Origin of the sequence: Sorangium sp. So ce119 (genome assembly GCF_051524405.1) — a bacterium.
Lineage (GTDB): Bacteria > Myxococcota_A > Polyangia > Polyangiales > Polyangiaceae > Sorangium > Sorangium cellulosum_G.
In genome coordinates this window covers 6,034,144-6,057,609 of record NZ_CP150310.1, presented here as the reverse complement: position 1 = coordinate 6,057,609, position 23,466 = coordinate 6,034,144, and the positions used below count along the sequence as shown (strand labels likewise).

Genomic DNA, 23,466 nt, shown 5'->3' with positions numbered 1-23,466 from the left:
CTCCACATCCCATCGTCGTCGCCATCCCCGCGAGTCCCAGCAGACCCAACACGCATAGCAGCCGCCTCATGTGCTCCCCCCTGAGGAGCACCTCGAGCCCGCCCCCTCGCCACGTCAAGGACGAGCCTGCTTGGTCCTGATCCCCGCCACCGGTCAGATCACCGATCTCCCATCAGATCACGCTCCGGTCAGCCTCCGGTCAGCACGTCACCCACCGGTCAGGGTGGGTCAACCTATACCCATTCCATGCTAAAGTATCCCCGATGGTATCGCCTTCTACCCCGCCCATGACCCCCGCGGAGATGGCCTCTTGGCCGGTGACGCGCCCTTGCTCACCATGGCCCAGCTGGCGGACCTCCTGGGCTACCGAGGCCGGCAGCGGGGTCGTCGAGCCCTCCGCCTCTGCGAGGCCGCGTCCGGGCAGAGGAGGACACCCCTCCGTTTCCGGAACGGCCGCCGCTGGTTCGTCTCCCGGGAGTCGATCCAGTCGCTGCTGAGCTCCGAGTTCTCGCTCGCGGATCGGGTCGAGCACATGGAGCGAGAGGTCCGGGACCTCAGGATGCGGATCGAGCACCTGGAGGCCGCGGGTCCCTTGTGAGGGCGCGCCTCCGCATGCCGGAGGGACGTTCCCCCGCCGAGGTGCTGGCCTCTCTTCCTGAGTCCAAGCGGCGGGAGTTCCTCGGATCCCTGAGCCGGAACGAAAAGATCGCCGCTTCTGTACAGGTGGTCGTCGTTCTGGGCCCCGCCAAAGCAAGGGCTCCCTCCCGGCTGGCCGCTCGTGGCGACTGCGATGGGCGATGGGCTATCTTCGCCCGCGCGCTCAGCGCACCACGAGCGCCGCGCCGAAGCACGCCGTCGCGACCAGCAGGGTCACGATCGGCGGCGGCGGAAACGCGCGGACGGCGATGGCCAGCAGCGCCAGCGACACCGCCGCGTTCAGCGCCACGACAGCAGGGAGCGCGGCGAGGGCGGGCGCGGCGAGCAGGCAGACGGCGCCGTGCAGCGCGAGCACCAGGCCCATGGCCACGCTGAACCCCCTGAAGAGGCCGAGCAGGTCGCGCGACAGCCCCATCATGGTCATCCGGTGCGCCCGCATCGCGCCGAGGACCGCGGTCTCCGCGGCGGGCGGCGCGGGGCGACCGAGCAGCAGCGCGGTGATCGCGAGGTGCCCGATCCCGGTGACGACCCACGCCCACGCGCCCACCTGAAACAGCACCTGTGCACGGTTACTCATGACAGCCCTCGTTTCTTTGCCGCCGGTCCCTGGCGGGTGCGCTCCACATGCTGCCGTGTGGACCTGGAGCACGGCCCTGGAGATTTCAATACGGCACCGGATGGGCTCACCGGCCGACCGCGACGGGCCGCCATCGCGCCCGTCCCGCGCGCCGCCGGGCAATCCCGTCAGCCCCCTCGCCGCCGACGCTCGAGAGCCCGCCGTCCGCCTCGCTGGGGCTCGCCGCCGTCGCCGCCCTGGCCACCGTCGGACGTCTCGATCTCGCTGTCGCGCACGGTCACCCCGGCGTGCAGCGCGACGAGGCCGATGCTCGGGTAGCAGGACGACGGGACGGAAGACGGCGAGCCGGAAGGGAGAAAGGGTTGCGCAGCAACCACAAAGGGCACCCGAGACGGCGACGGGGCTGCGCAGGAGACCACCGGGGCTGCGCAGGAGACCACCAGGGCTGCGCAGGAGCCGGGCGGTTGTAACAAAGGACACCAATGGAGGCGCCCAGGAGGGGCACGGGGCCGCGTAGGACGGCGGCGAGTGTTGCATAGGACACCAACGGCGGTGCACAGGAGGGCGTCGGGGCCGCGCAGGAGGGCGCCGGGGCCGCACAGCAGGGCGCCGGGGCTTGCGCAGGACGGCCGACGGCGCTGCGCAGGACGGCCGACGCGGCCGCCCCGGGATCGAGCACGCCGTGGGACTCGCCCTGGACCGGCGTGCGCATGGCAAGCGTTGCCTTCATGGCAAGGCTTGCCAGCCCCCCGGGAGGCAAAAGCGGCAAGGACTGCCATCACGCGCCGATGCCCGCGCCCCGGACGCGACGAGGCGACCGCTCCCGCGCTCCGCCGGGACGGGCGCCCTCTCGTCGCGCCGGAGCGTCACAGGCCAGATTTCGGTGGCACGCTCGTTGCGATATTGCGATGTCGATGGGTGTACGCCGAGCGAGGTGAGGGCGCCGCTCCCATCACGGATCGGCCGCTCGCCTCGCATCCACATCCGACCTGCTCCGCGTCGCGCAAGCGTCGCCGGAACTGCGTCGCAGGCGGCGGGTGTCGGCACGCTCCATGGGACCGGGAAAGCTGCCCGGCCACTCGGCCCCCTCCGTCCAGGAGTACGAGAAAGCCGCGCGCTGCATTGCCGTACTGAAGAACACTTGTGCGGACTTCCTCGATATCGACGCTCTGTTCGACTCGCACCCCGAGTGCTCCACGGTCTTCGTGGGCAAGGTGGCCGATGGCGGCGAATGCACCGATGACAACGATTGCAGCAGCGCGACCTCGATCAGGCAGGAACGACCCAACGTGACGGCGGCAGCCAGTGCCCTGCGCGGCCCCGACGAGGGCAGCTCCTGAGCACGCCTGGATCGCGTGACTCGCTCACTGAATGACAAGCCAAGGAGATTGCAATGAAACGTGACGTTCGCACCGGTTGGCTCGTGTCGATGATGGCCCTGTCCACGCTGGTGGTGGCGTGCAGTGACAGCGGCGGCGGGCCGAGCAGCAGCGGTGGCGGCAGCGGCGGCAGCGGCGGCAGCACCGGGACCACCATGGTCGGCGACGGCGGCAGCGGCGGCAGCACCGGGACCACCATGGTCGGCGACGGCGGCAGCGGCGGCAGCACCGGGACCACCATGGTCGGCGACGGCGGCAGCGGCGGCAGCGGCGGCAGCACCGGGACCACCATGGTCGGCGACGGCGGCAGCGGCGGCAGCGGCGGCGGCGAAGCGGAAGGCCCGAACGCTATGCAGGCGTGCTTGGCTATCTGTGAGGCGCACAAGCTGTACGGCTGCGATCCGCCGGATCTGGACTGCGCCCAGAGCTGTGGCGTGGTGGTCATCCCGCTGGCCCGCCCCGCGTGCGAGGACGAGGTCGCCGCGTACTATTCGTGCTGGCTGCCTGAAGCTGCCACCTGCAAGGAGGGGTTGCCCGCCGACTGCCAGGACGAGGAGGACGCGTACCTGGCGTGCCTCAACACTCACGGGTGCCGTGACCTGGACTGCGAGTACCCGCACGGCCTGGAGGGTAACGAGTGCGCGTGTTCGGCCTCGTGCCTCAGTAAGAAGCACGAGGTCAAGTGCGGGCCGTCCGAGGACGGCACGACGATGTGCTCGTGTCTCGTCGAGGGAGTCGAGGTCGGGACGTGTGAGGGCGCGCCCAGGGAGGTGTGTCACCTCACGCAGGGCTGCTGCCAGGAGTTCTTCGACATCAACTGACCGCTCGTCTCCGCTCACCGCTCCTCCTCGCCGCCCGCCTCCACGTCGTGCCGCGCCCCCGGCGTCCGGTCCCCGGCCCCGGGGCGCTCGTTGACCTACTGTGGTCGATGGCGCGTGGCGAGGCATGCGCGTCCGCCTACCTGGACGACTGGAGAACATCACGCGCCCGCCGCGATCGCATCCTGGAGGCGCGGGAACTCGGGCTTGAAGCCGAGATCTTCGCGGATGCGGCGGCCGTCCAGGAGTACCTCGAAGGCTCGGGCCGCTTCGCCGGCCGAGCCGTCGGGCGGTGGGGCGCCGACGGACGCGAAGAGGGTGGCGAGGTCGGGGGCTTCGTCGTCGACCACGTTGTAGATGCGGTGCGAAGGCGATGCGGTGTCGAGCACGCGCGCGACAGCCTGCGCGACGTCGGCGTGATGAATCACGGCCATGCGCTGCGACGGCGGCCAGCCGCGCATCATCGGGATCGATTCCTCGATGTGCGGATCACCGTCGCCGTAGACGAAGGGGAGGCGGAGGACGCGCACATCGAGGCCCTCGAGGGCGAGGAGCGCGCGTTCGGCGGCGAGCTTGCTCGCGGGGTAGCCCGGGGGCGGCGCGCAGTCGTCGCCCTCGCGGGCGAGGCGGCCGCCGCTCGGTCCGTAGACCAACCCGGTGCTGGTGAAGACGAAGCGCTTCACGTTCGCGGCGCGGGCGGCGGCCGCGAGTCGTTGCGTGCCGAGGTCGTTGACGGTGTGCGCTTGTTCCGGGGTGGCGCCGCGGAAGAAGGCGGCGCAGTGGACGACCGCGTCGACGCCGCGCACCGCGGGCGCGAGCGAGGCTTCGTCGAGGAGATCGCCCTTCACGATCTCGACCTGGTGCTCGCGCAGCTCAGCGGCGCGGTTCGGATCGCGCACGAGGGCGCGGACATGATCGCCCCGGCGGGCGAGGCGCTTTGCGAGACGGCTTCCGACCTTTCCGGTCGCTCCGGTGACGAGGATCTTCATGACCGCGATGCTAGTGACGCGCGCGGGTTGGGAATTGGAAGAAGCGGACAATGCCATGCGCGGGCATGCGCGATCGGCGCGCACGTTCGTCCTCCGGTCCTGCACGCGAGCACCCGCCGCCATCGCCTCGCGCCCAGCGCGTCGATTGCGCCGGCCGTCGAGGCGCTGTTCGCGAACGAGCGCACCGGCGACGCGCCGCACGTCTCGATCCCGCGCCCGTTCGTCCGGGCCGCGCGCACCGGCCGGCCGGCCTCGGGCATCGCGCGTGACGCCGGGAGCTCTGACGCTAGACTGAGATCGCCGGTAACGGAGCAGGAGGAAGCACCGTGCGAGCCGCCAAGATCCCCATCGTCATCCCCGCAGACCGTCGGGTAGAGCTGCAGGTACCCGCAGGCCTTCCAGAAGGTCCAGCGGAGGTGATCGTTCTTATCACCTCCTCGCAGGCGGCTGCGCCACCCGACAAGCGGGCAGCGCTTGGCATGGATCGGGGCAAGGTCCAGATCTCCGATGACTTCGACGCGCCGCTGCCGGAGGACCTACAGCGTGCGTTCGACGGCGACACATGAAGCTGGAAAGGCGAACCCTCGAACAGCTTGAGGCGGCGCTCGATGCCGTCAGCAGAGACCTGGCCCCGCGCGTCGAGGAACTCGCGCAGAAGAGCACCGAAGGCGCGCTCACCCCGGAGGAGCAAAGGGAATACGCACAGATCGTCCGCTTGAACGACAGGCTCACCCTCCTCAGGCTCGAGGCCGAGGAGTTCTGGGCGATCCACGCGGCGTCGTGAAGCTCTCGAACGATGTGCGGGAGACGCTACAACGGCGCGCCCAGGGCGCGTGTGAGTACTGCCGGCTTCCTCAAGAAGCTTCAAGCTCGTGGCCCTGAGCGGGGGCGTCGAGCTGCTCGAGCCCGACGAGAAGGAGGCCTCGCCGAGCCTTCGAGCCGATTCCTGCGCAAGCGCGCGGCCGCGCTGGTATCAGGGCCGTCATGACGACGATGCGCGCCAAGCGAACGGTCTCGGCCCCTCGTAGAGCCCCCAGCGCGGCAGCTCCAGCGGTCGCTGCTCCGCGTGCGGCGCCGGAGCGAGCCCATGTGCTCGACGTCCCGTTCGCGATGCGCGCGGTCGCGTCCGCGAGCGGCGCGCGCTGGGACGCGGAGCACGGCGTGTTCGTCGCTCGCGCAGAGACGCTCCCGCCGGCCCTCGCGCCGCTCCGCGCCGCGCCGTACTCGTGGGAGCGACGCATCGAGCGCGAGCTCAACGACGACCCGGCGCCCGCGCCGGCCGCCCCCGCGGGGGCGATCGTCCTCCGCCCGCACCAGCAGGACGGCGTGCGGGCCATCGCGGCCGCGAAGGCCGAGAGGCGCGCCGGGTTCCTCCTCGCCGACGACGTCGGCCTCGGCAAGACGATCACCGCCTGGGCCGCGGTCCTCCGGATGCCGGACGTCGCGACGGTGCTGATCGTCTGCCCGCTCGCCGTCGTCGCGCACTGGCGCCGCACGGTTCAGGCGATGGGCGACGCAGGCAAAGAGATCGTGATCATCAACTATGATCGGCTCGGCAAGCTCTTCGAGGTGACCCCGGAGGCGCGGCGGAAGATCCGATCGAAGAAGGGCCTCGCGCGCGCCGGCAGCGCCGCGGAGTTCGACGTGGTCATCTGGGACGAGAGCCACCGCTGCAAGAACCCGGCGGCGGCGCGCTCCAAGCTCGCGGTGAAGCTCAACGCACGCGCAGGGTTCGTGCTGTGGCTCTCGGCCACCGCGGGGCAGAACCCGCTGGAGCTATCGTATCTCGCGCCGCTCCTGGCGAGCGCGACCGGGAGCCGCTCCGCGGATCTCAAGGACTTCGAGCAGTGGTGCGAAGGCCAGGGGCTCGGGGTCACGCGCGGCGCGTTCGGCAGGTGGGACTGGCGCGGCGATCCGGCGGACTGCGAGAAGGTGCGCGCGCTCCTGTTCGACGGCCGTCCCGCGGTGGGGATGCGGCGTCGCCCGGAGGACGTCGCCGGCTGGCCCGAGATCAACCGCATCCTCACCCCCATCGAGCTCGACGCCTCCGCGCGCGAGCTCTACGCGCAGGCGTGGACCGCGTTCCGCCGGGAGATGGAGCTCGTGCCCAAGGGCGCGAACCCGAGGTCGGCGCTCGCCGCGACGCTGCGCCTGCGGCAGAAGAGCTCGCTCATCCGCGTGGAGGGCACCGTGGAGCTCGTGCAGGAGCTGCTCGACAACGGGCATCAGGTCGCGGTCTCCGTCGCCTTCCTGGAGACGCTCGAGGCCGTGCAGGCCGCGCTGGCCCGCGAGCGCGTCCCGTGCGCGCTGATCCACGGCGCGATGCCGGCCGGCGAGAAGGAGGCCGAGCGCCTCCGCTTCCAGCGCGGCGAGCCGCGCGTCGCGCTCTTCACCGTGGAAGAAGGGATCTCGCTCCACCAGGGCGAGCACAACGAGGTTCCGCGCTCGGAGGTGATCCACGATCTGCGGTGGTCGGCGATCCAGATGGCGCAGATCGAGGGCCGCTGTCACCGCGATGGACGGTTTGCGCAGGTCTACTGGGCCTATGCCGACGGTACCGTCGAAGAGAAGATCGCCGCGATCGTGTGCCGCAGGATCCAGTCGATGAAGGCGATGGTCGGCGATGACGTCGAGACGATGCACGAGATCGAGCGGCTGCTCGCCGGAGCCGATTGAGGCGCGTCACGCGCTGAAGCCGTGGCCGGGGTCGACGCGGAGCGCGTCTACCCTCATCTCGGCTCCGCCGACCTCCCGGCGCCGGCGGCGGGCACGTCGAGCGGCACGGTCGTCGTGCAGGTCCCCGCCGCGACCTCCACCGTGCGCCCGGCGAGCTTCACCCTGGCCGCGCCCCGGCCCCCCGCGCGGCTCAGCCGCACGAGCTCCCGGCCCGTCTTCGCGTCGTAGAGGAGATCCTCTGTCTCGAGCCGCCCGGGGTCACACGCGTCGGCCGCCGCTTCGTCCGCGCTCTTCCAGGCGCGGAGCTCCGCCTCGACCGTCACGTGCACCACGTCGGGCTCGAACCGCACCTCGAGCCGCTCCTCGGGGATACACGCGATCCGGTTCATCGTCGTGAGGGCCGTCGTCCGCAACACCATGCCCGCATGGAAGACGAGCATCGAGCCGTCCGGCCGCGACAGGACGTGATCCTCGATCTCGCCCTGGGTGCTGTTCAGGTACCGCGTCAGCAGCCACGGCGAAGGGCCCGTGCAGCGATCCGCGCCGTGGCGCTCGCAGAGCGAGCGCTGCGCCTCGGCCTCCGTCGCGGGCTCCTTCGGCTCGACCTTCGGGTCGTTGCCCCGGTAGAGCTGCTCGTAGGCGTCGAGCCAGCCCCGCGCGACGACGAGCCTCGGCGCGAGGAAGTCGTCTCTGGACGGCGCCTCGCGGCGCTCGACGAGCACGCCGCACGGCATGCCGGGGCCCGCCTTGGCCCTGGCCGCGGCCGTGGGCGACAGGTGGAACGACCGGGCAAAGGCGGCGCGGGCCAGCTCGGCCTGGCCGCGTAGCTCGTCGAGCTGGCCGAGGTTGTACCAGATCTGGGCGGCGAGCTTGTCGTCGGGCCCGAGCTGCTCGGCGCGCTGCAGGTCGGCGGCGGCCGCGTCGAGGTCCGCGCCGAGGCGCATCCGGGCGTGGCCGCGCTCGGCGAGGGCGCGCGGCTCGTGAGGCATCGCGGCGAGCGCGCGGTCGAAGGCGGCGATCGCCTCGGCGTACCGGCCCTGGCGCGCGGCGGCGCGGCCCTGGCCGAGGGCGCCGAGGTACGCCTCGCGATCCACCGGCGCCGCCTCGACGCGAGACGACCCGGGCAGCGCGGCGGCCGAGCCGCCGGGCGCGGGGGCGAGCGCCGCGGCGCCGCCCGAGGCGATCGGGGCGACGGCCGCGCCGCTCGACGCAGCGGCCGGAGCCGCGGCGCCGGCGAGCGCCGAGGCGAGCGCCTCGGGCGCCGGCTGGAGCGCGGCCGAGGGATCCGGCGCGCAGTCGCGGCACCCGGACGCGGCGAGGACCAGAACGAGCGGCAGTGAACGACACACACGCATCGGTCGCGCAAGATAATGTTAACCGGAGACCGCACGCCAGGGCCCGGTCAGCGCTCCTCGAACACGTACTCGTGCTGCGCGTCGCGGAGCACGAGCGCGCGCTTCGGCCCGGCGCCGACCACGAACTCGAGCCCGACAAGGCCGGGGACGATCGTCAGGAACGAGATCGAGCCGTCGGGGTTCTTGCGCGATCCGACCTCGCTCTTCCATTCGCCGAAATCGAACACCGTCGCGGCGCCGGCCCGCGTGACCGCGACCTCGCCGAGCGCCGCGTTCGCGTAGCGCGGCGCGAGCTTTCCGGTGTGCGCAGGGTCGGCCGGCACCGTGAGCAGCTTGCGCTCGGCCGCGAGCTCGTCGAAGAATTTCTTGCCCTGCGCCGCGATCTGCGCGTCCGCCTCCGGCTCGCCTTCGAACAGCGCCTCGAGCAGCTTGCGGCGAAACACCGTGCGGATCAGCCAGCCCGGATCGCCGTTGGTCAAGATGACCGCGCCGACGCCGTGCTCGGGCAGCCACAGCATGTCGCTGTGGTAACCGATCATGTCGCCGCCGTGGTGCACGACGGGCACGCCGTAGGTGCGGTCGACCGTCAGCCCCATCCCGTACGTCGCGTCGTTGCCGATCGCGATCTGCGGCGCCCGCCGCGCGAGCAGCGCGTCCTTGGAGATGTACTGCGCGCCGTTCGGGAGCTTGCCCTCGGCGAGCTCCATCATCACGTACTTGAGCATGTCATTGACCGTGCTCCACCCGCCGCCCGCCGGGCGCACCGGGATGATCGAGGTGTTGATGGCGTTGATCGCGAGCGCCGGCTTGCCGTCGACGTCGGGCGCGTGCGCGACCGCGGCGTTGCCCTGCTGGGCGCGGGCGAAGTCGAACGTGGTCGCCTTCATCCCGAGCGGATCGAACACCAGCGCCTGCATCGCGCGGTCGTACGCGGCGCCGAGCTCGAGCTTCGGGTAGGCGACGTGGCCGCCGATGAACCCGGCCGCCGCCGCGAGCGGGTTGGAGTACTGGAACAGCTCGCCGAACTGGCTCGTCGGCTGCATCGTCCCGAGGACCGCCATCGCGCCTTCAGGCTTGATCCCCTTGAATTGCAAGAGCCACTCCAGATCCTGCCGCGGCATGCCCGTGCACGCGCAGATGAGGTGCTTGACCTGCACGCGCCTCGTCGTGTCCGCGTCACCGAGCTTGAAGCTCGGGAGCGCGTTCGTCGCCGGCGTCTCCCACGTGAGCTTCTTCTCGTCGACGAGCTTGGCGAGCATCAAGGTCGTCAGCGCCTTGGTGTTCGACGCGATGATGTAGCGCGTGTCGGCGTCCACAGGCGCCTTCTTGCCGAGCTCGCGCACGCCGAAGCCGCCGGCGAACACGACCTTGCCGTCCTGGATGAGGCCGACCGAGACGCCGGGCACGCCGAGCTGCTTCTGCGCGGCCTCGACGAACGCGCCGAGCGCGGCGATCCGCGCTTGATCGAGCTTGTTGGCCGCCTTGCCCGCGAACGACTCACGCTTGCGGCCCTTCGGCAGCAGCCGATCGAAGATCGCCCTGACCTGGCCGCCCCGCTTCTCGCCGACAGGCTGGGTCATGTCGTAGATCGCCACCGTCCACGTGCCCCCGGCGAGCATGGTGCTGGCGAAGACATCGCGGCGCTCGTTCGGCGACGTCTGGTAGACGTACGTGCGCCTCTTCGACCAGCCGTCCTTATCGGGCATGTCGTTGGCCACCTTGAGAGGCCACCTCGCGTCGGGCCGGTACGCCTTCCACGCCGCCGCGACGGCCGCGTCGGCGTCGCTCGCCTGCACGTCGACGATCGCGATATGCGAGTCGCCCTCCGGCGGCTCGAGGATCGTCGCCGGCTCGCGCACGGTGATGCCCCACCCGGCGGGCGCGATGAACGTGTTCCCGGCGACGGTCGTCTTCGGCGTGTCGGCGGCGAGCCGCTCCAGGGTCGGGCCCGGGGTGACCGGCGCCGCGCTCGCGGCGAGCGGCGCCGCCGCGCTGGAGACGACCGGCGCGGGCATGGGCGCAGGCGTGACCGCGGCTGGCTCGCTCGAGCCACAGGCGGCGAGGAGAGACGCGGCGAAGAGGCTGGTGAGAGCTCGCATGGCGAGCACCGTACCATCGCCATTTCACGGCGAGGTGCGGGTTGCGTGGACCCTGGCCTCGAGCCGCGCGGACATCCGTCCTGGATGAGCTCGAATCCTGCGATCGCCATGACGGTGCGCGGCCCCTCCTGGGAGCGTCCGACATCCATGCCGTGTCGCCGCTCCCCGCGAGCATCAGCGGGAGCCGCGACGCCCCACACGTGGTCCTCGTCGGCGTCGCGTTCGTCTAGACTCGGAGCATGCTGGAGCCGCTGTCGGAGGTCCGTCGACTCGGAAGCCTGAGCTTCGCGAAGCGGGGGCGGGCGCTTGCCCTGCTCGCCCGCGGCTGGGATCAGGCTACGGCCGATCGGGTCATGGCTGCGCTGGATGGGGGCGACGGCGACGAGCGGCGGCTGGCGCTGGACCTGGCGACCTATCGTCGGGACGTGGCGCGCATCGAGGAGGCGCTACGCGACCCCATGATGCGTCGGGCTGCGCTTTCCTCGGCCCGCCGAGTGCCGGTGTCGGACGAAGCGTTGCTCCAGGTGCTGCGCGAGGGGAATCGCCGCGAGGCCCGCGGGGTGGTCCTGATCATGCACAGGCGCCGCCTCGTCGCCCAGGCGACGGCGGTCATTCCCCTGGTCATCGCCAGGCATGGTGTGGGGCTCGCGACACGCCTCTTCGCGACATGCGATCTCGACACGCTGGAGCATCACGCGGCCGAGCACGAGGCCGCGTGGCGCGAGCTGGTGACGCGCGCGCCGGACCGGGGCCTTCGCGTGGCACTGGCGACGAGGCGCACGATCACGACGGACGAGGCCACGCTGTTCTGCACCCGATATCCAAGGGAGGCCCTGGCGCTGCTCGTGCGGCAGGACGCCTTGCATGGGAGGGCGATCCACGCCCTGGCAATGGCTTGCCCGGCCGAGCTGCTCGAGGTCTTGCGTCGGAACGACTGGACTGTCTCTCTCGCCAACGGTCCGCTTCCATCCGGATTGCTGCCGATCTCGACGCTGCCGGCCGAGGATGTGATGGAGCTCCGGAACCGGTGCAAGCCCCTCGACGCCTCCGCCGATCCGCTCTTCCGCTTCCTGCCCCTGACCGAGCGCGAACGTCTTCTTGGCGCCGAGCTGGAACAGGCCGCGACGGCGGCATGGTCGCCCCGTCCTGGCATGGAGGCGCGGCTGGCCACGATGCCACAGGCGAGCGTCACGCGGCTCACGGCGGCGGCCCTGACTCCTCCCGTCGATCCGGACACTCGGCGCAAGCGGCTCCAGGCCATCGAGAAGCACCTCGACCTTGCCCAGCTGCGATCCGAGCACGAGGCGCTGGGCGCGGCCAGGGACCGGGGCGAGCGCGCGGCGCGGATGGTCGCGCTGGTGCGTTCGCTCCGCCGCGGCGCCGACCCGGCGACCTGCGCGTCCGTTCTCGTCGAGGTGGAGCCGGCATGGCATGGCCCCAGCCGCCATCTGGTCATGGTCGAGCTGGCCCAGCTGTCCGATCGTCAGGTCTCGGAGATCCCCGTGCAGACCTACAGGGACGCCCTGCTCACCACGGTGCAGTCGCGCGAGTCGAACGCAACCACCCTGGCCCAGGCCGAGCGGGCCGTGCGCAAGGCCATCGGCGCAGCGATCCTCCGGGACAGCATCACGCGCGCGGCGCAGCTGCTCGGGCTCCTCATTCAGGTTCGCCTGGATCCCCGGGTGCGCTGGCGCGCCGACAAGGTGCCGGCCCCCGGCCAGAAGCCGCCCATGGAGTATCTGCCGAGCCCGCTGCGCACCGCCGAAGGTCTCGCCGCCCAGCTCCATGCGGCTTACGAGGGCGTGCGCCTCGATGGCACCACACCCATGCTGGGACCGGTGGCGGTCGGTCGCTTCGAGCCCGAGGCGGAGCGGCTCATCCTGGACCTGCTCCTCGGAAGAACACCGAAGACGCCGCGGCCTCCGCGCAAGCCCGTCACGTGCGGCGCGCCGCTGGACGAGGTGATGGGGTACGTCCCGGAGATCAGCTTGAAGGAGACTGCCCTGGTCGACGAGCTGCTGGATCGGGACGACACCACCGATCCCCACAAGACCGATCTGGTGGCGGCGATCTCACCATCGGCCCCCGGGCGGTGGACGCCCTCCCAGCGGAGGCGCTTCACGCAGCATCTCCTGCGGGTGGCACGGGACGCCAGTCTCGATCTCTCGAGACGCGTCAAGGCCATCGGCCGCGTCGAGGACGCGCCGCTGCTGCTCGAGCTGCTGCCGGGAGCGGCCGGGCCGGTCGCCGCCGCGATCCTGGCGCGGTGCGCCCGGATCGCTCCGCCGACCGCCGAGCTCCGACGGCTGTTCCTGGAGCGCGCGCGAAAATCCGGCGTGGTGGGTCGCGCGGGGATGAGCGCCCTCGACGTGCTGTCCGAGCGCATGCCCGGCCCGTTCGATCTGGCGCCGTATCGTGAGCTGCTGCTGTCGAAGGACTGCGCGGTGGTCAACCGCAAGAACGCCGCCCGCAGGGTTTCAGCCGCTGCGACCGTGGAGGCTCGCAACCTCCTGATGGAGGCGTGGCGGTCCGAGGACCTGCACCCCAGCATCCGGCCGGACATCCTGGCGGGGTTGCTGCGCTTCGTTGACCAGGCCGACGTCCGACAGGTGCTCATCGACGGCATCACGACGGTGCCGGATACGTGGCGGCTGCTCAACCCCGGGTCGAGGCTCCTGTTCCCGAACGAGTCGCAGACGCGACCCGCGGTGGCTCGCGGCTTCGTGGCCTTGGCCGAGGTGCTGGTCGAGCGCGGCGACGAGCGTATCGCTTCCACGGCAGCGCGCGTCTGCATTGCCCAGCATGACTTGTGCTCGGAAGGGCTTGGTCTGGCTACCAGGCTCCTCGCCGAGGCGCGCACCTCCGGCGGCGTCCTGGTCCAGACCGTCGACTCACTGAGCCGCCTTCCTGACGACGCCGGATTACCACACTGGCAGGCGGCGCTGGCCCGGCTCGTCGCAGCGGCGAGCGGCGGTCGGACCTGGGCCGCGGCCCGACTGGCGCGGCTCGCGCCCAGGCCACGGGCGTTCCGGGTTGCGCTCGGGCTGGCTCAGAAGGCTGCTGGCCTGCGCCTCATGGCCGCCGCCTCACTGAAGGAGATCCTCGACGTCGATCTTGTCGAGGTCAGGTTCGCCACGGAGCTATGGTCGGAGTATCTGGCCCTGGTAGATGAACAGCCTGCGCGCCGGATCCCCTCCACCGGCAAGCTGAAGGATTCCGGGCTCGCCGCCTCCCTGATCGATTGGCTCATCCAGCATGGCGGACTGGCGGCCGCGCTGTCGGCTGCCGAGCTGTCGCTGCAGGTCGAGAAGCAACTCCGAGACAGCCCCGCATGGCGCGCTCGGCTGGACGCCATCCGCGCGATGCACGCCGACGCCGCCGAGCGCTTGCTGCTGGCGGACACCTAGCTTCGTCGGTGTCGCGCGCTGCTCCTGGGCAGACGCACCGACGCCGGGATGATCTGACCTCGGTCCCTGGGCGGATCGGGTGAAGCGGGTCGACGCGCGGTACGCCGGGGTGCGGGCGCTCCCGGGAAGTTCTGCGTGAGCCGGAGCGCGTCCGGCAGGCCTTGTTGTCACAACGTGGGCGTGGCCCCGCCATCGATGCGAAAGGTCGTGCCCGTCATTGATATAGCGTCGCTTTTTTCAGGAGGGCCGGATCGCATGGAACCGATCACGCCGACTCGAAGGGGACGGGTCACAAAAGACTTGACGTCTGCGAAGCCGTTTTGATGTCATATCCCCCTGCAGCCATGCCAATTCAGAGAGCCTGAGCTGCCAGTGCAATCAAAGGAACGCGCCCCATGACCACTTTGCCCAGAGGCCCCACAAGCAACATCCTGGTGAACCTGCAGGGGATGATGGACCCGTTCGGCTTCACGCTTCGCATGCGGAAGCGCTACGGCGATCCGATGTCGCTCCCGAAGATGAACGGCAAACCGGGGCTGGCCACCGGCAGCGTGGAGGGCCTGCGGTCCGTCTTCGCGGTGCCGCCGGAGACCCTCGACCAGATGCTGGCCGAGAACTTCAACGCGTTGTTCGGAGAGTCGTCGCTGTTCGTGCTCTCGGGCGCGCGGCACACGGCGATGCGCAAGCTGCTCATGCCGCCGTTTCACGGGCAACGCATGCGCCTGTACGGGAAGCAGATGTGCGACCTGGCCCTGCAGCAGTCCCGGGACCTCAAGCCGGGCCAGCAGCTCGTGGCGCAGGACCTCATGCACAAGCTCTCGCTGCAGACGATCATCCACATCGTGTTCGGAGTCACTGCACCGACGGAAGCGGCGCGCCTCGAGGAGCTGCTCGAGGAGCTGCGCAAGAGCTTCACCCTGAGCCTGACCATCACCCTCCTGATTCCCGGGCTGCGCCGGGAGTTCGGGGGCGTCGGCCCGTGGGCGCGCAGGCAGCGCGCGACCCGGGACCTGCGCAGCTTCCTCGATCCGGAGCTCGCCCGTCGCCGCGCCGAGCCCGCCGAGCGCACCGATGTCCTGAGCCTCCTCCTGGAAGCCCGCCAGGAAGACGGGACGGCGCTCGACGACCAGCAGATCTTCGAGCAGCTTCACACGCTGCTCTTCGCGGGGTACAGCACGACCGCGGGCGCGCTCACCTGGGCGCTCTATTTTCTCGGACACGCGCCCGACGCGTTGCGCCGGCTGCAGGACGAGCTGACGGCGCTGGGCGCGGATCCGGAGCCCGAGGCGCTGGCCAAGGCGCCGTACCTGGAAGCGGTGTGCAACGAGACGCTGCGCCTGCGCCCGCCCAGCCCGGGGGTGGGGCGCAAGCTGAATGCGCCGATGCGGATCGCGGGCTACGATCTGCCGGCCGGATCAGGCGTGTTCGCGCAGATCATCTGGGCTCACCACGATCCCGCGGTATTTCCGGAGCCGGAGGTGTTTCGTCCGGAGCGATTCCTGGAGCGAACCTATTCCCCCTTCGAATTCCTGCCGTTTGGCGGCGGGAATCGGCGCTGCATCGGGGCCGCCTTTGCGCTGTACGAGATGAAGCTGATCCTGGGCACGCTGCTGCGGCGCTACAGCTTCGAGCTCGTGTCCAGGAAGCCGGTGCGGGTGGGGATGCAGGGTCTGCCCGGCTCTCCGGTGCGCGTGATCGTCCGTTGAACCACGCGCCAGCCGAAGCTCGCGAGGCCGACGACGAGCGACGCCCGGGCATCACGCCGGATGGGGGGCAAGGCCATGATGGCTTGCATGCCCCCCGGGGGCATCGCTACCGCAGCACTGTCTCCATGTCCCAGTCGACCCACATGTCTTTCCACTCGCTGACCGGCTGCTGAACGCCATTGTCCAGGATGTTCAGCACGTCCGTGTTCGCGCTGGTGTTGCCTTCGAACGCTCGCTTGAACATCTCGCCTGCAAGGGCGGTTTGGGAGCCCGATGCGCCGCAGTGGTTCGCGCTGTACATCTGAAAACCCATGCGCTCTGGAACGCCGAGCGCTTTCCACACCGGTTTTGCCGCCCATGCGGAGAGCGCTTCGCAGGTCCCGCCCAGGTGACACCATGCATTCGGGCCATTGGCATTGGTGAAGTGCACCAGGTGCCGTGGAGCGATGGTCGCCAGGATCAGATGCGTATCAAAGGGGAGGTTGTATACCTTCGAGGGGTCGTTCCGGAGCCAGCGCGCCGCGCTGGTCACCCAGGGTCCGCAGATGCCGCTGTCTTCGAGGTTGTCGATGCTCTGAGGTTTGGCATCTGAACACTGCCAGGTAGAACTACCTTCGCCGTGCCTGAACCACTCTGCCTGACGCAGGTTGGCCACGCCGCCGCCGCCCGACTCCACGATGACAACCACCGGTGCACGGCTGAAGACGCCCGCCAGGTAAGCACCTTTTCCGCATCCGGAGCATCCCGATACCATCACCTTCGTGGGATCGTGTCCGCTGCCCGGGTTCTGCTCCAGCACGTCCATCACCCGGTCGATCATCCATCCGTTGGCGATGTTGGTGTTGACCTCGGACAGGCCGAAGAGATTTCTGATCTTGCCTTCGAACCCGCTTCCAAACGAGAGCGTCTTGCTGCCCGACGGAAAGATCCCGCCCGACAGCTTGAGGGCGATCACATCGCCGGATCCGCTGATGCTCGCCGAGAAGTTCTCGGTCTTTTCACCTACCTTGGCAGTGATTGAAACGGTGCCCCCGGATACGGTCCCGGTCACTTCGTCCGGCTCGGAGGGGACGGGGCCGTAAAGGTACTTGGCCGCCATCGCCAGGATCTCCTTGCGGCGGCACTCCCACTGCTCTTTGGTAGTGACCTTCGTTCCGTCAAAGAACGTGAACGGATCCGGGAGTTTCTCGTTCACCTCGGTCAGACCGCTCGGCTCAGGCAAGGTGGGCAGGGTACACGTGAAGTCGCCGCCGCCATCAGTCCCGCCAGTCCCGCTAGCCCCGCCCGTCGGGGAGCCGCCCGTGCCGGTTCCACCCGTCGGAGCACCGGCGCCCGTTCCGGCGACTCCGCTGGTCCCGGAAGCACCGCTGGTCGCGGAGCCTCCACCCGTGGTGACGCCACCGCTCCCGCTCGGTGTTCCGCCGCCTGTGCCCGTAGCATCTCCCCCGGTCCCGCCGGATCCTATTTCCGAAGAGCAGCCAGGGAAGCTCAAGAAGGCGAGGACGGGAATCGCGAGAGCGGTTAACTTGCGCGAGGCACGAGAACGGACAGACATGAAGGCCTCCATGTTTCGAGTGCAGTGGCGTAATGCGACACGCGGTGCACGACACGTGGTTCGTGACACGCGGAAGAGCCGCCGTGTTTATAGCAGGCGATAGGGGAGTTTATGCGTTTTTCGCGTTGATGACGCTGTTTTTGTCGCGCGTGCGAATCTGTGATGTGACCATGCCAGTGGCACGTGAACGAGAAGTCTGAGGGCGCAATGTGACTCGTTCGCCGTCAAGCCGAGGACCCGTGAACTGATCCCAGCTCGCTGAAGGCCGGTATGTTGGGCACGGCACAGTCCGCGCCGGGGGTCTCGACCCCGACCAGCGTCGTGTCCCCGCCGCCCGTCGGGGGGAGGGCGGTCAGGGGGAGAGGTTTGGAGAAGGTTGGCCGGAACGAGACCATCAGATGCCCATTCCCAGCGGAGGGCGGTTCGATCACGCTCATCGCTGTGAATCGTACGACCGGAGCGGGCAGCTTTTGGTCAGAATGTAAATGTTCAGCAGGTTTGTCGCCGAGGTGATCCATCAGCGTCTCCCGCATGCTCGGCGAGGGCTGGAGCGAAGACCGCCGCCGAACGCGTGCGCGCCGCCGCGCGGCACGACCGCGGGCGGCGCGCATCCGTTCCCTTACCTCGTCAGCCCGGCATCACGGCCAGGGCTGCGACGTGAAGGTCCCGCGCTGCCCGCGTCGTCGGTCGCCGTGAAGACCACCTGCGTGCCGGAGGGGACGGCGCTGGACGGGCACCCGTGAGCAGGTGGTTGATAACCGCTGCTACCGCCGCCGAACCAGGGGCCACCAGCTTCGCTTGGGCTTTGCGGCGGCGCGTGGAGCGCCGCCATCACCACCGCTCCCGGCGCCCTCCCCGTGGAGCGAAGAGCCCCGCTCCACGATGGCGCCGCTCACCATCGCCGTGAAGAGCATCCGCAGGGACTCTTCCTGTTCGAGCGGCGCGACGAAGCCGAAACCGAACAGAAGCAGGTCGCCGTGGGCCTCGCAGAGGAACAGCTCGTACACCGCCCCGGGGGCGAGCTTCGTGCACTCCTCCAATCGGTGCTGCTCGAAGGCCATGCCGTGCCAGCTCGTGCTCTCGCGGAGGTGACGCAGCGGTGCCTTGCCCTTCACGAATCCGTCGACGTGCCGCCGTCGTTCCTCCTCGTCCCGCCCCCGCCCGACGATGACGTAGAAGTCGAAGCTCACCCCCACGATGGCGACGGCGTTGTACCCGAAGAAGCCGGGCCTCTCGCGGACGTCACCCTCCTCGTACCAGAGCTCGGGCAGCCGAAGGGGGTAGGGGCCAACGTGAACGATCTCCGGCTCGATCATGGTCATGCGTTCCAAGCGGAGCTCGACCGATCCCACGACGGCCGAGCCTGTCACGCGAAGCGTACTGAATAGATGGGCGGCAGGTTGTTGGCGACCGTCGTCCAACCCTCACCGCCGTCATCGCTCACGTAGAGGTTGCCCGTGGTGGTGCCGAAAGCCACCGCGCCGTCCTTGTTGGCGAGCGCGTGGCGGTAGATGACGTCGTAGGCTTGCTCCTGGGGCAAACCGCGGCGGAGTTGCGCCCAGGTCTCACCGCCGTCCGTCGTGCGAGCCACGAAGAGCGCGCCGTCGACGGTGATTCGCTGCATGTCCGACTTACCGGGCACGACCCACGCCGTGCGCCCGTCCTTCGCGTCCGCGGTGATGGGGAAGCCGAAATGCACGCCCTGTTCTGGGCGGCTCACCTTGCGCCAGCTCTTCGCGCCGTCGCTGCTGTAGTAGATGCCAACGTGATTCTGCTGCCAGATATGGTCGGGATCGCCCTCGCATTGCTCGATGTAATGCGTATCGTGGCCCCACTCGGCGTCTGGCTCGGGCGTGTGATCGAGCCGCATGCCCTTGTTGCGCGGTTGCCAGGTCTCTCCACCGTCCTCCGTTTCGATGACGCCGGCCGTGGACACGGCCACGAGCATTCGCTTCGGGTCGCGTGGGTCCACCACGATGGAGTGGATGCCCGGGGCGAACTCGCCGCCCTCGGAGGCCGGCGTGCCGAACCATTTCGTCTCGCCTTTGCCCTCGCCGGTGAAGAGGTCGCCGCCGCGTGATTCGTGGTTCCAGAGCGGCCGGTTGAGCTCGAAGGAGCCGCCGCCGTCGCGGCTGACGAACAAGCCACCAGGGATGGTGCCCACGTAGACCGCGCCGCCGGGGCCGAAGCCGATGATCCAGAGCTTCTGTACCGTGGCCGGGCGCGTGACGATCTTGATGCCGACACCGAAGTCGCTGCCTGCGTCTTCGTACATGTCCTGGCCGATGTAGCGGGCGCCCTCGGGATACTTGATCTGGGTGGGGTTGTCAGTCCAGGTCTCGCCTTCGTCCGCGGAGACGGACAGCTTGGCTCCCCAGTGGCCGAAGCCGAGCAGCGCCCAGAGTTTGCCCGTGTAGGGATCGCGCGCGACATAGTTGACGCCGCCGCCGGCGTGGCCCGCGAGGCGCGGCTTCCACGCGCCGTTCTGTTTCTCGACGATAAACGTGCCTTTGCGCGTGCCTAGCAGGATACGGCTTGCCATTTCAACCTCCGCTCAACGCTTGCAGAATGTGGACCTCGTCGTCGGCAGCGACTGCGTCTGTGAGTCCCTTACGGTCGCGGATCATCTGCTTGCCGACGAAGATGTTGACGTGCGTCCGCAAGCGGCCGCGCTCGTCGCAGATGTAGAAGCCGATGCCGGGCGCGAGCCTCTCCAGGGCCGCTACGATCTCACCTGCTGTCGACGCCTCGACGACGATGGTTTGACCTTCGAGGTGCGGAAAGAAGGTGTAGAGGTGGCGCGTCAGATGGACAGACGGCATGGTGAGCTCGCCGTACTCCCGACGTCGCCGTGCGTCAATTGGTTTTACAGGGCGGAGGTGGCGTCTGGTTCGAGCGAGACAACCCGCCTGTTTACCTCGAGGGGGTGCTGGCTCGCCCGCGTGGCGGGCGGCGGAGGCTGATGGCCGCGCTCCGCGGGGCCGAAGAAGGCCAGAGAGGCGCCCCCGCCGTGAGCGCTCGCGGCGCGCGCGCTCGGGGCGGGGGCGCCGGGGGCGGCCCGCGCGGCGCCCCCCTTACTTGCCGCCCTCGACCGGGAGCCCCTCGGCCCGCATCGCCCCCTGCACCGCGGGGCGCGCGGCCACCCGCCGCTGGTAAGCGAGCACGTTGGGGAAGGCCGAGAGGTCGAGCTTGACGAAATTCGACCAGTTGGTGACCGTGAACAGGTAGGCGTCGGCCACGGTGAACTGCTCGCCGAACAGGTAGGGCCCCTGCGCGAGCGCCGCCTCGATCACGCCGTAGCGCTTGCGCAGGTACTCTTCGCGCTCTTGCCGCTGCTCGGGCGAGGTCTTCGGGTTGAAGAGCGGGCTGTAGCTCTTGTGCAGCTCAGAGTTGATGTACCCGAGCGTCTCTTGCACGCGGTAGCGAGCCATCGTGCCCGACGGCGGCACGAGCTTCGCTTCGGGCTTCTGGTCGGCCAGGTACTGAACGATGGCCGGCCCTTCGGTCAAGACCTCGCCGCCGTCGAGCTCGAGCGCGGGGATGTACCCCTTCGGGTTGATGGCCAAAAAGTCGCGGCCCGACGACGTCTTCTTGGACGCGAGGTCGACCTTGTCGAGCGTCAGCTCGATGCCGACCTCGCGGGCGACGACGTGCGGAGACAGAGAGCAGGCACCGGGAAAGAAATACAATTTCATGGAAGCATCCCTCGAATCATGTGGTGTTGGTGAGATACGAACGACCCCGCCCCGGCGACGCGCCACCGAGCGTTCGGGGCGGCGAGGGGCGGGCGGGCGCGGGGGTCGGCGAAGGCCCCCCGCGCCCCGGCGAAGCCCGTCGCTTCGGCGAGGGCCGCGGCGCGCCGGCCTCGATCGCTCGGGGCCGGCGCCATCGAGACCCGCAAGCTAGCGCGCGAAGTTACTCCTGGATACTGGCCAGGTGCTGGATACCTGAAAAAGGGGTATCTTCGGGGTTACCCATGTCACTGCCGGTGCGAAAAAATCACGTCCCCCCGCCGCCCCTCTGCCCGCTGACGCTGTGCATGGCGCTCTTGCGCGGTGCCTGGGCGCCGAACGTCATCTGGTCGCTCAGCGGGCAGCCGCGCCGGTTCGGCGAGCTGCGCGTCGACATCCCGCCGATCTCGGCGCGGGTGCTGAGCGCGCGCCTGCGCGAGCTCGAGGCCAAGGGCCTGGTCAGCCGCCGCGTCATGCCCACCTCGCCGCCCTCGGTCGAGTACGAGCTCACCCCGCTCGGCCAGGAGCTGGTGCCCGCGCTCCGTGCCATCGTCGAGGTCGGCAGGAAGCTCAACGTCCGAGAGCCCCACACCTTGCCGGGGCCCGGGGCGCGCTCGCGCAGGCGCGCGGCCGCCCCGGCGCGAAGCCACGCCGACTGAGAGCGGGGCGGCCGTGCACCGGGACGCGGGCGGCCATCCGCGCGCGTCCGTTGCTGTCCGTGGTCGACGCGTCGACGCGACGTCGGCCGCGACGAGGCGCTCGACGACTCTACGTGGTCTCCATCCGGAAGGTCCGATCCGGCAGCAGCTCCGTCGAGTCGGACCGATCATCTCCCACTCTGACCAGGTCTGACCGGACTCCGCTCGCGGAGCTTCCCTTTCTTGGTCCGTGTATTTTGCACAAATTTTCTTGACGGTCCGGAAGGGGCAACTATATGCATGATACACATATTCGAAACGCAGTCGCACAAAACGTGGCTCCTTGCCAAGCGCCCGGCCCCTCCGCTCGTGAAGGATCCGGCTGCCCGGAGGTCTCATGCCTGCCTCACTACGTTCGCGTCCCGTCGCCCGAGTCTCGCTGTCCGCCCTCACCCTCGCCCTCGCCCTGCCAGCCGCCGCCTCGTTCACCGGCTGCTCCGGGGGCGACGAGCCCACGGAGCCCGAGGCTGCCGGGAGTAGCCCCACGTTCCACAAAGACGTCGAGCCCATCCTGCAGAGGAGCTGCATGGGCTGCCACTCCGCGGGCAATATCGCGCCCTTCAGCCTCACCGCGTACGACGACGCCAGGGCCGTCGCGGCGCTCATGGTCCAGACGACCAAGGCGGGCACGATGCCGCCCTTCGCCGTGCGTGACACGGACGAGTGCTCTACCCGTCACGCGTGGAAAGGCGACATCCGCCTCTCCGACGAGGAGATCAGCACGCTGGAGGCCTGGAGCGAGGCCGGCACCCCCAGGGGTGATCCGAAGGACGCGCCCGCCACGTTCGTGCCGAAGAGCCCCGACCTGCCGGGCATGACCCTCGAGGTTCATCCGAACGAGCCCTACGTCACCTCCGGTGAGCAGGACGAGTTCCGCTGCTTCATCATCGATCCCGGGCTCACCGAGGACCAGTACCTGAGCGGTCTACAGATGGTGCCCGGCAACCACAAGGTCGTTCACCATGGGATAGTCTCCATCGATCCGGAGGGGAAGTCCGCGAGCCTGGCCGGCCCCGACGGGAGCTTTCCGTGTGGCGCCGGCGACGTCCCGAATGGCGTGGAGATTGGAGCGCTCCAGATGGTCACAGCCTGGGCTCCCGGCGCCGACCCTGTCGATCTGCCCGAGGGGGTGGGTCAGCTGATCCCGAAGGGGTCGCTCATCATGATGCAGATCCACTACCACCCCGCCGGCACGACGGCCGACCCGGACCTGACGCGCATCCAGCTCAGGCTCACCAGAGAGAAGCCGAAGTACGGCTTCCTGTACCACCTGATCGGCAACTTCGATGATCCGGTCAACGACCTCGGCTTCGGGCTGCTACCGGGTCCGGGCGACAAGGACGGCGTCGAGTTCCTGATCCCCGCGGACAGCAAGAACCACGTGGAGACGGAGCAGCTCACGGTCCCGGCCCCGGACTCGCCCGGATCGCAAGAGATGCCGTTCCCGCCGGGCACGCGCATCCATGGCGAATTTCTGCACATGCACTACCTGGGCGTCGACCAGAAGGTGACGGTCACGCGGGCGAACGGCTCGCCCGATCAACCCGAGGAGGAGTGCCTGGCGCACGCGCCGAAGTGGGAGTTCGGGTGGCAGCGCTCGTACTCGTACGACGCGCCCATCGAGACGCTCCCGACGCTCGATCCGGGCGATGTGCTCCAGATCCGGTGCACGTACGACAACTCGACGGAGAACCCGTACGTGGTCAAGGCGCTCAAGGAGGCGAACATGATCTCGACGATCGACGTGGCCTACGGCGAGGGGAATACGTTCGACGAGATGTGCGTCGCCGGGCTCTCGCTCGTGTACCCGATGCCCTGA

General features: G+C 69.5%; 19 protein-coding genes. 10 read left to right on the top strand and 9 right to left on the bottom strand.

Annotated elements, in window-relative coordinates; genetic code table 11:
• Positions 1–337: 337 nt before the first annotated feature.
• Complete coding sequence (locus WME76_RS22760; RefSeq protein WP_437954393.1) at positions 338–598, top strand: hypothetical protein; 261 nt, start codon at positions 338–340, stop codon at positions 596–598.
• Positions 599–820: 222 nt separating this feature from the next.
• Here WME76_RS22760 and WME76_RS22755 read toward each other — a convergent pair whose 3' ends face one another.
• Positions 821–1,234: an LIC_13387 family protein gene (locus tag WME76_RS22755; RefSeq protein ID WP_437954392.1), complete on the bottom strand. Its 414-nt coding sequence runs from the start codon at positions 1,232–1,234 to the stop codon at positions 821–823.
• Positions 1,235–2,286: 1,052 nt separating this feature from the next.
• On the opposite strand from WME76_RS22755, the gene WME76_RS22750 reads away from it, so the two are divergent.
• Together WME76_RS22750 and WME76_RS22745 are read left to right on the top strand one after the other, a co-directional pair.
• Positions 2,287–2,574 carry a hypothetical protein gene (locus WME76_RS22750; protein ID WP_437954391.1) on the top strand — a complete coding sequence of 96 codons (288 nt, stop codon included), beginning with the start codon at positions 2,287–2,289 and terminating at the stop codon, positions 2,572–2,574.
• 53 nt (positions 2,575–2,627) lie between these two features.
• Positions 2,628–3,434 (top strand): hypothetical protein, encoded by an 807-nt coding sequence (locus WME76_RS22745; protein ID WP_437954390.1) that lies wholly within the window; start codon positions 2,628–2,630, stop codon positions 3,432–3,434.
• Between the two features lie 158 nt (positions 3,435–3,592).
• Here the strand turns inward: WME76_RS22745 and WME76_RS22740 are convergent, their stop codons facing one another.
• The gene (locus tag WME76_RS22740) at positions 3,593–4,621 is read right to left on the bottom strand and encodes an NAD-dependent epimerase/dehydratase family protein (RefSeq protein WP_437954389.1); all 1,029 of its coding nucleotides are present in this window, start codon (positions 4,619–4,621) and stop codon (positions 3,593–3,595) included.
• Between the two features lie 125 nt (positions 4,622–4,746).
• On the opposite strand from WME76_RS22740, the gene WME76_RS22735 reads away from it, so the two are divergent.
• The 3 genes from WME76_RS22735 to WME76_RS22725 all read left to right on the top strand — a co-directional run bounded on the left by WME76_RS22735 (position 4,747) and on the right by WME76_RS22725 (position 7,096).
• Positions 4,747–4,986, top strand: a complete 240-nt coding sequence (locus tag WME76_RS22735) for a hypothetical protein (protein WP_437954388.1) — start codon at positions 4,747–4,749, stop codon at positions 4,984–4,986.
• A complete protein-coding gene (locus WME76_RS22730; RefSeq protein WP_437954387.1) occupies positions 4,983–5,204 on the top strand; it encodes a hypothetical protein in 222 nt (73 codons plus the stop codon). The genes WME76_RS22735 and WME76_RS22730 overlap by 4 nt, the downstream gene beginning before the upstream one ends.
• A gap of 305 nt (positions 5,205–5,509) precedes the next feature.
• Entirely contained in the window at positions 5,510–7,096 is a 1,587-nt protein-coding gene (locus tag WME76_RS22725; RefSeq protein ID WP_437954386.1) for an SNF2-related protein, read from the top strand.
• Between the two features lie 53 nt (positions 7,097–7,149).
• Here the strand turns inward: WME76_RS22725 and WME76_RS22720 are convergent, their stop codons facing one another.
• Together WME76_RS22720 and WME76_RS22715 are read right to left on the bottom strand one after the other, a co-directional pair.
• The gene (locus tag WME76_RS22720) at positions 7,150–8,451 is read right to left on the bottom strand and encodes a tetratricopeptide repeat protein (protein ID WP_437954385.1); all 1,302 of its coding nucleotides are present in this window, start codon (positions 8,449–8,451) and stop codon (positions 7,150–7,152) included.
• 47 nt (positions 8,452–8,498) lie between these two features.
• Positions 8,499–10,550 (bottom strand): serine hydrolase domain-containing protein, encoded by a 2,052-nt coding sequence (locus WME76_RS22715; RefSeq protein WP_437954384.1) that lies wholly within the window; start codon positions 10,548–10,550, stop codon positions 8,499–8,501.
• Between the two features lie 239 nt (positions 10,551–10,789).
• Here WME76_RS22715 and WME76_RS22710 point away from each other — a divergent pair, with 239 nt between their 5' ends.
• Positions 10,790–13,957 carry a hypothetical protein gene (locus WME76_RS22710; RefSeq protein WP_437954383.1) on the top strand — a complete coding sequence of 1,056 codons (3,168 nt, stop codon included), beginning with the start codon at positions 10,790–10,792 and terminating at the stop codon, positions 13,955–13,957.
• Positions 13,958–14,352: 395 nt separating this feature from the next.
• On the top strand, positions 14,353–15,663 hold the full coding sequence (locus tag WME76_RS22705) for a cytochrome P450 (RefSeq protein ID WP_437954382.1): 1,311 nt from the start codon (positions 14,353–14,355) through the stop codon (positions 15,661–15,663).
• Positions 15,664–15,769: 106 nt separating this feature from the next.
• Here the strand turns inward: WME76_RS22705 and WME76_RS22700 are convergent, their stop codons facing one another.
• The 5 genes from WME76_RS22700 to gstA all read right to left on the bottom strand — a co-directional run bounded on the left by WME76_RS22700 (position 15,770) and on the right by gstA (position 20,913).
• Positions 15,770–16,858: a glucuronyl esterase domain-containing protein gene (locus WME76_RS22700; protein WP_437954381.1), complete on the bottom strand. Its 1,089-nt coding sequence runs from the start codon at positions 16,856–16,858 to the stop codon at positions 15,770–15,772.
• Between the two features lie 1,124 nt (positions 16,859–17,982).
• Positions 17,983–18,540 carry a hypothetical protein gene (locus tag WME76_RS22695; protein WP_437954380.1) on the bottom strand — a complete coding sequence of 186 codons (558 nt, stop codon included), beginning with the start codon at positions 18,538–18,540 and terminating at the stop codon, positions 17,983–17,985.
• Positions 18,541–18,584: 44 nt separating this feature from the next.
• Entirely contained in the window at positions 18,585–19,760 is a 1,176-nt protein-coding gene (locus WME76_RS22690; protein WP_437954379.1) for a WD40/YVTN/BNR-like repeat-containing protein, read from the bottom strand.
• 1 nt (position 19,761) lies between these two features.
• Positions 19,762–20,040 (bottom strand): MoaD/ThiS family protein, encoded by a 279-nt coding sequence (locus WME76_RS22685; protein ID WP_437954378.1) that lies wholly within the window; start codon positions 20,038–20,040, stop codon positions 19,762–19,764.
• Between the two features lie 252 nt (positions 20,041–20,292).
• The gene (gstA, locus tag WME76_RS22680) at positions 20,293–20,913 is read right to left on the bottom strand and encodes a glutathione transferase GstA (RefSeq protein ID WP_437954377.1); all 621 of its coding nucleotides are present in this window, start codon (positions 20,911–20,913) and stop codon (positions 20,293–20,295) included.
• Between the two features lie 281 nt (positions 20,914–21,194).
• On the opposite strand from gstA, the gene WME76_RS22675 reads away from it, so the two are divergent.
• Together WME76_RS22675 and WME76_RS22670 are read left to right on the top strand one after the other, a co-directional pair.
• On the top strand, positions 21,195–21,608 hold the full coding sequence (locus WME76_RS22675) for a winged helix-turn-helix transcriptional regulator (protein WP_437954376.1): 414 nt from the start codon (positions 21,195–21,197) through the stop codon (positions 21,606–21,608).
• Between the two features lie 565 nt (positions 21,609–22,173).
• Entirely contained in the window at positions 22,174–23,466 is a 1,293-nt protein-coding gene (locus WME76_RS22670; RefSeq protein ID WP_437954375.1) for a hypothetical protein, read from the top strand.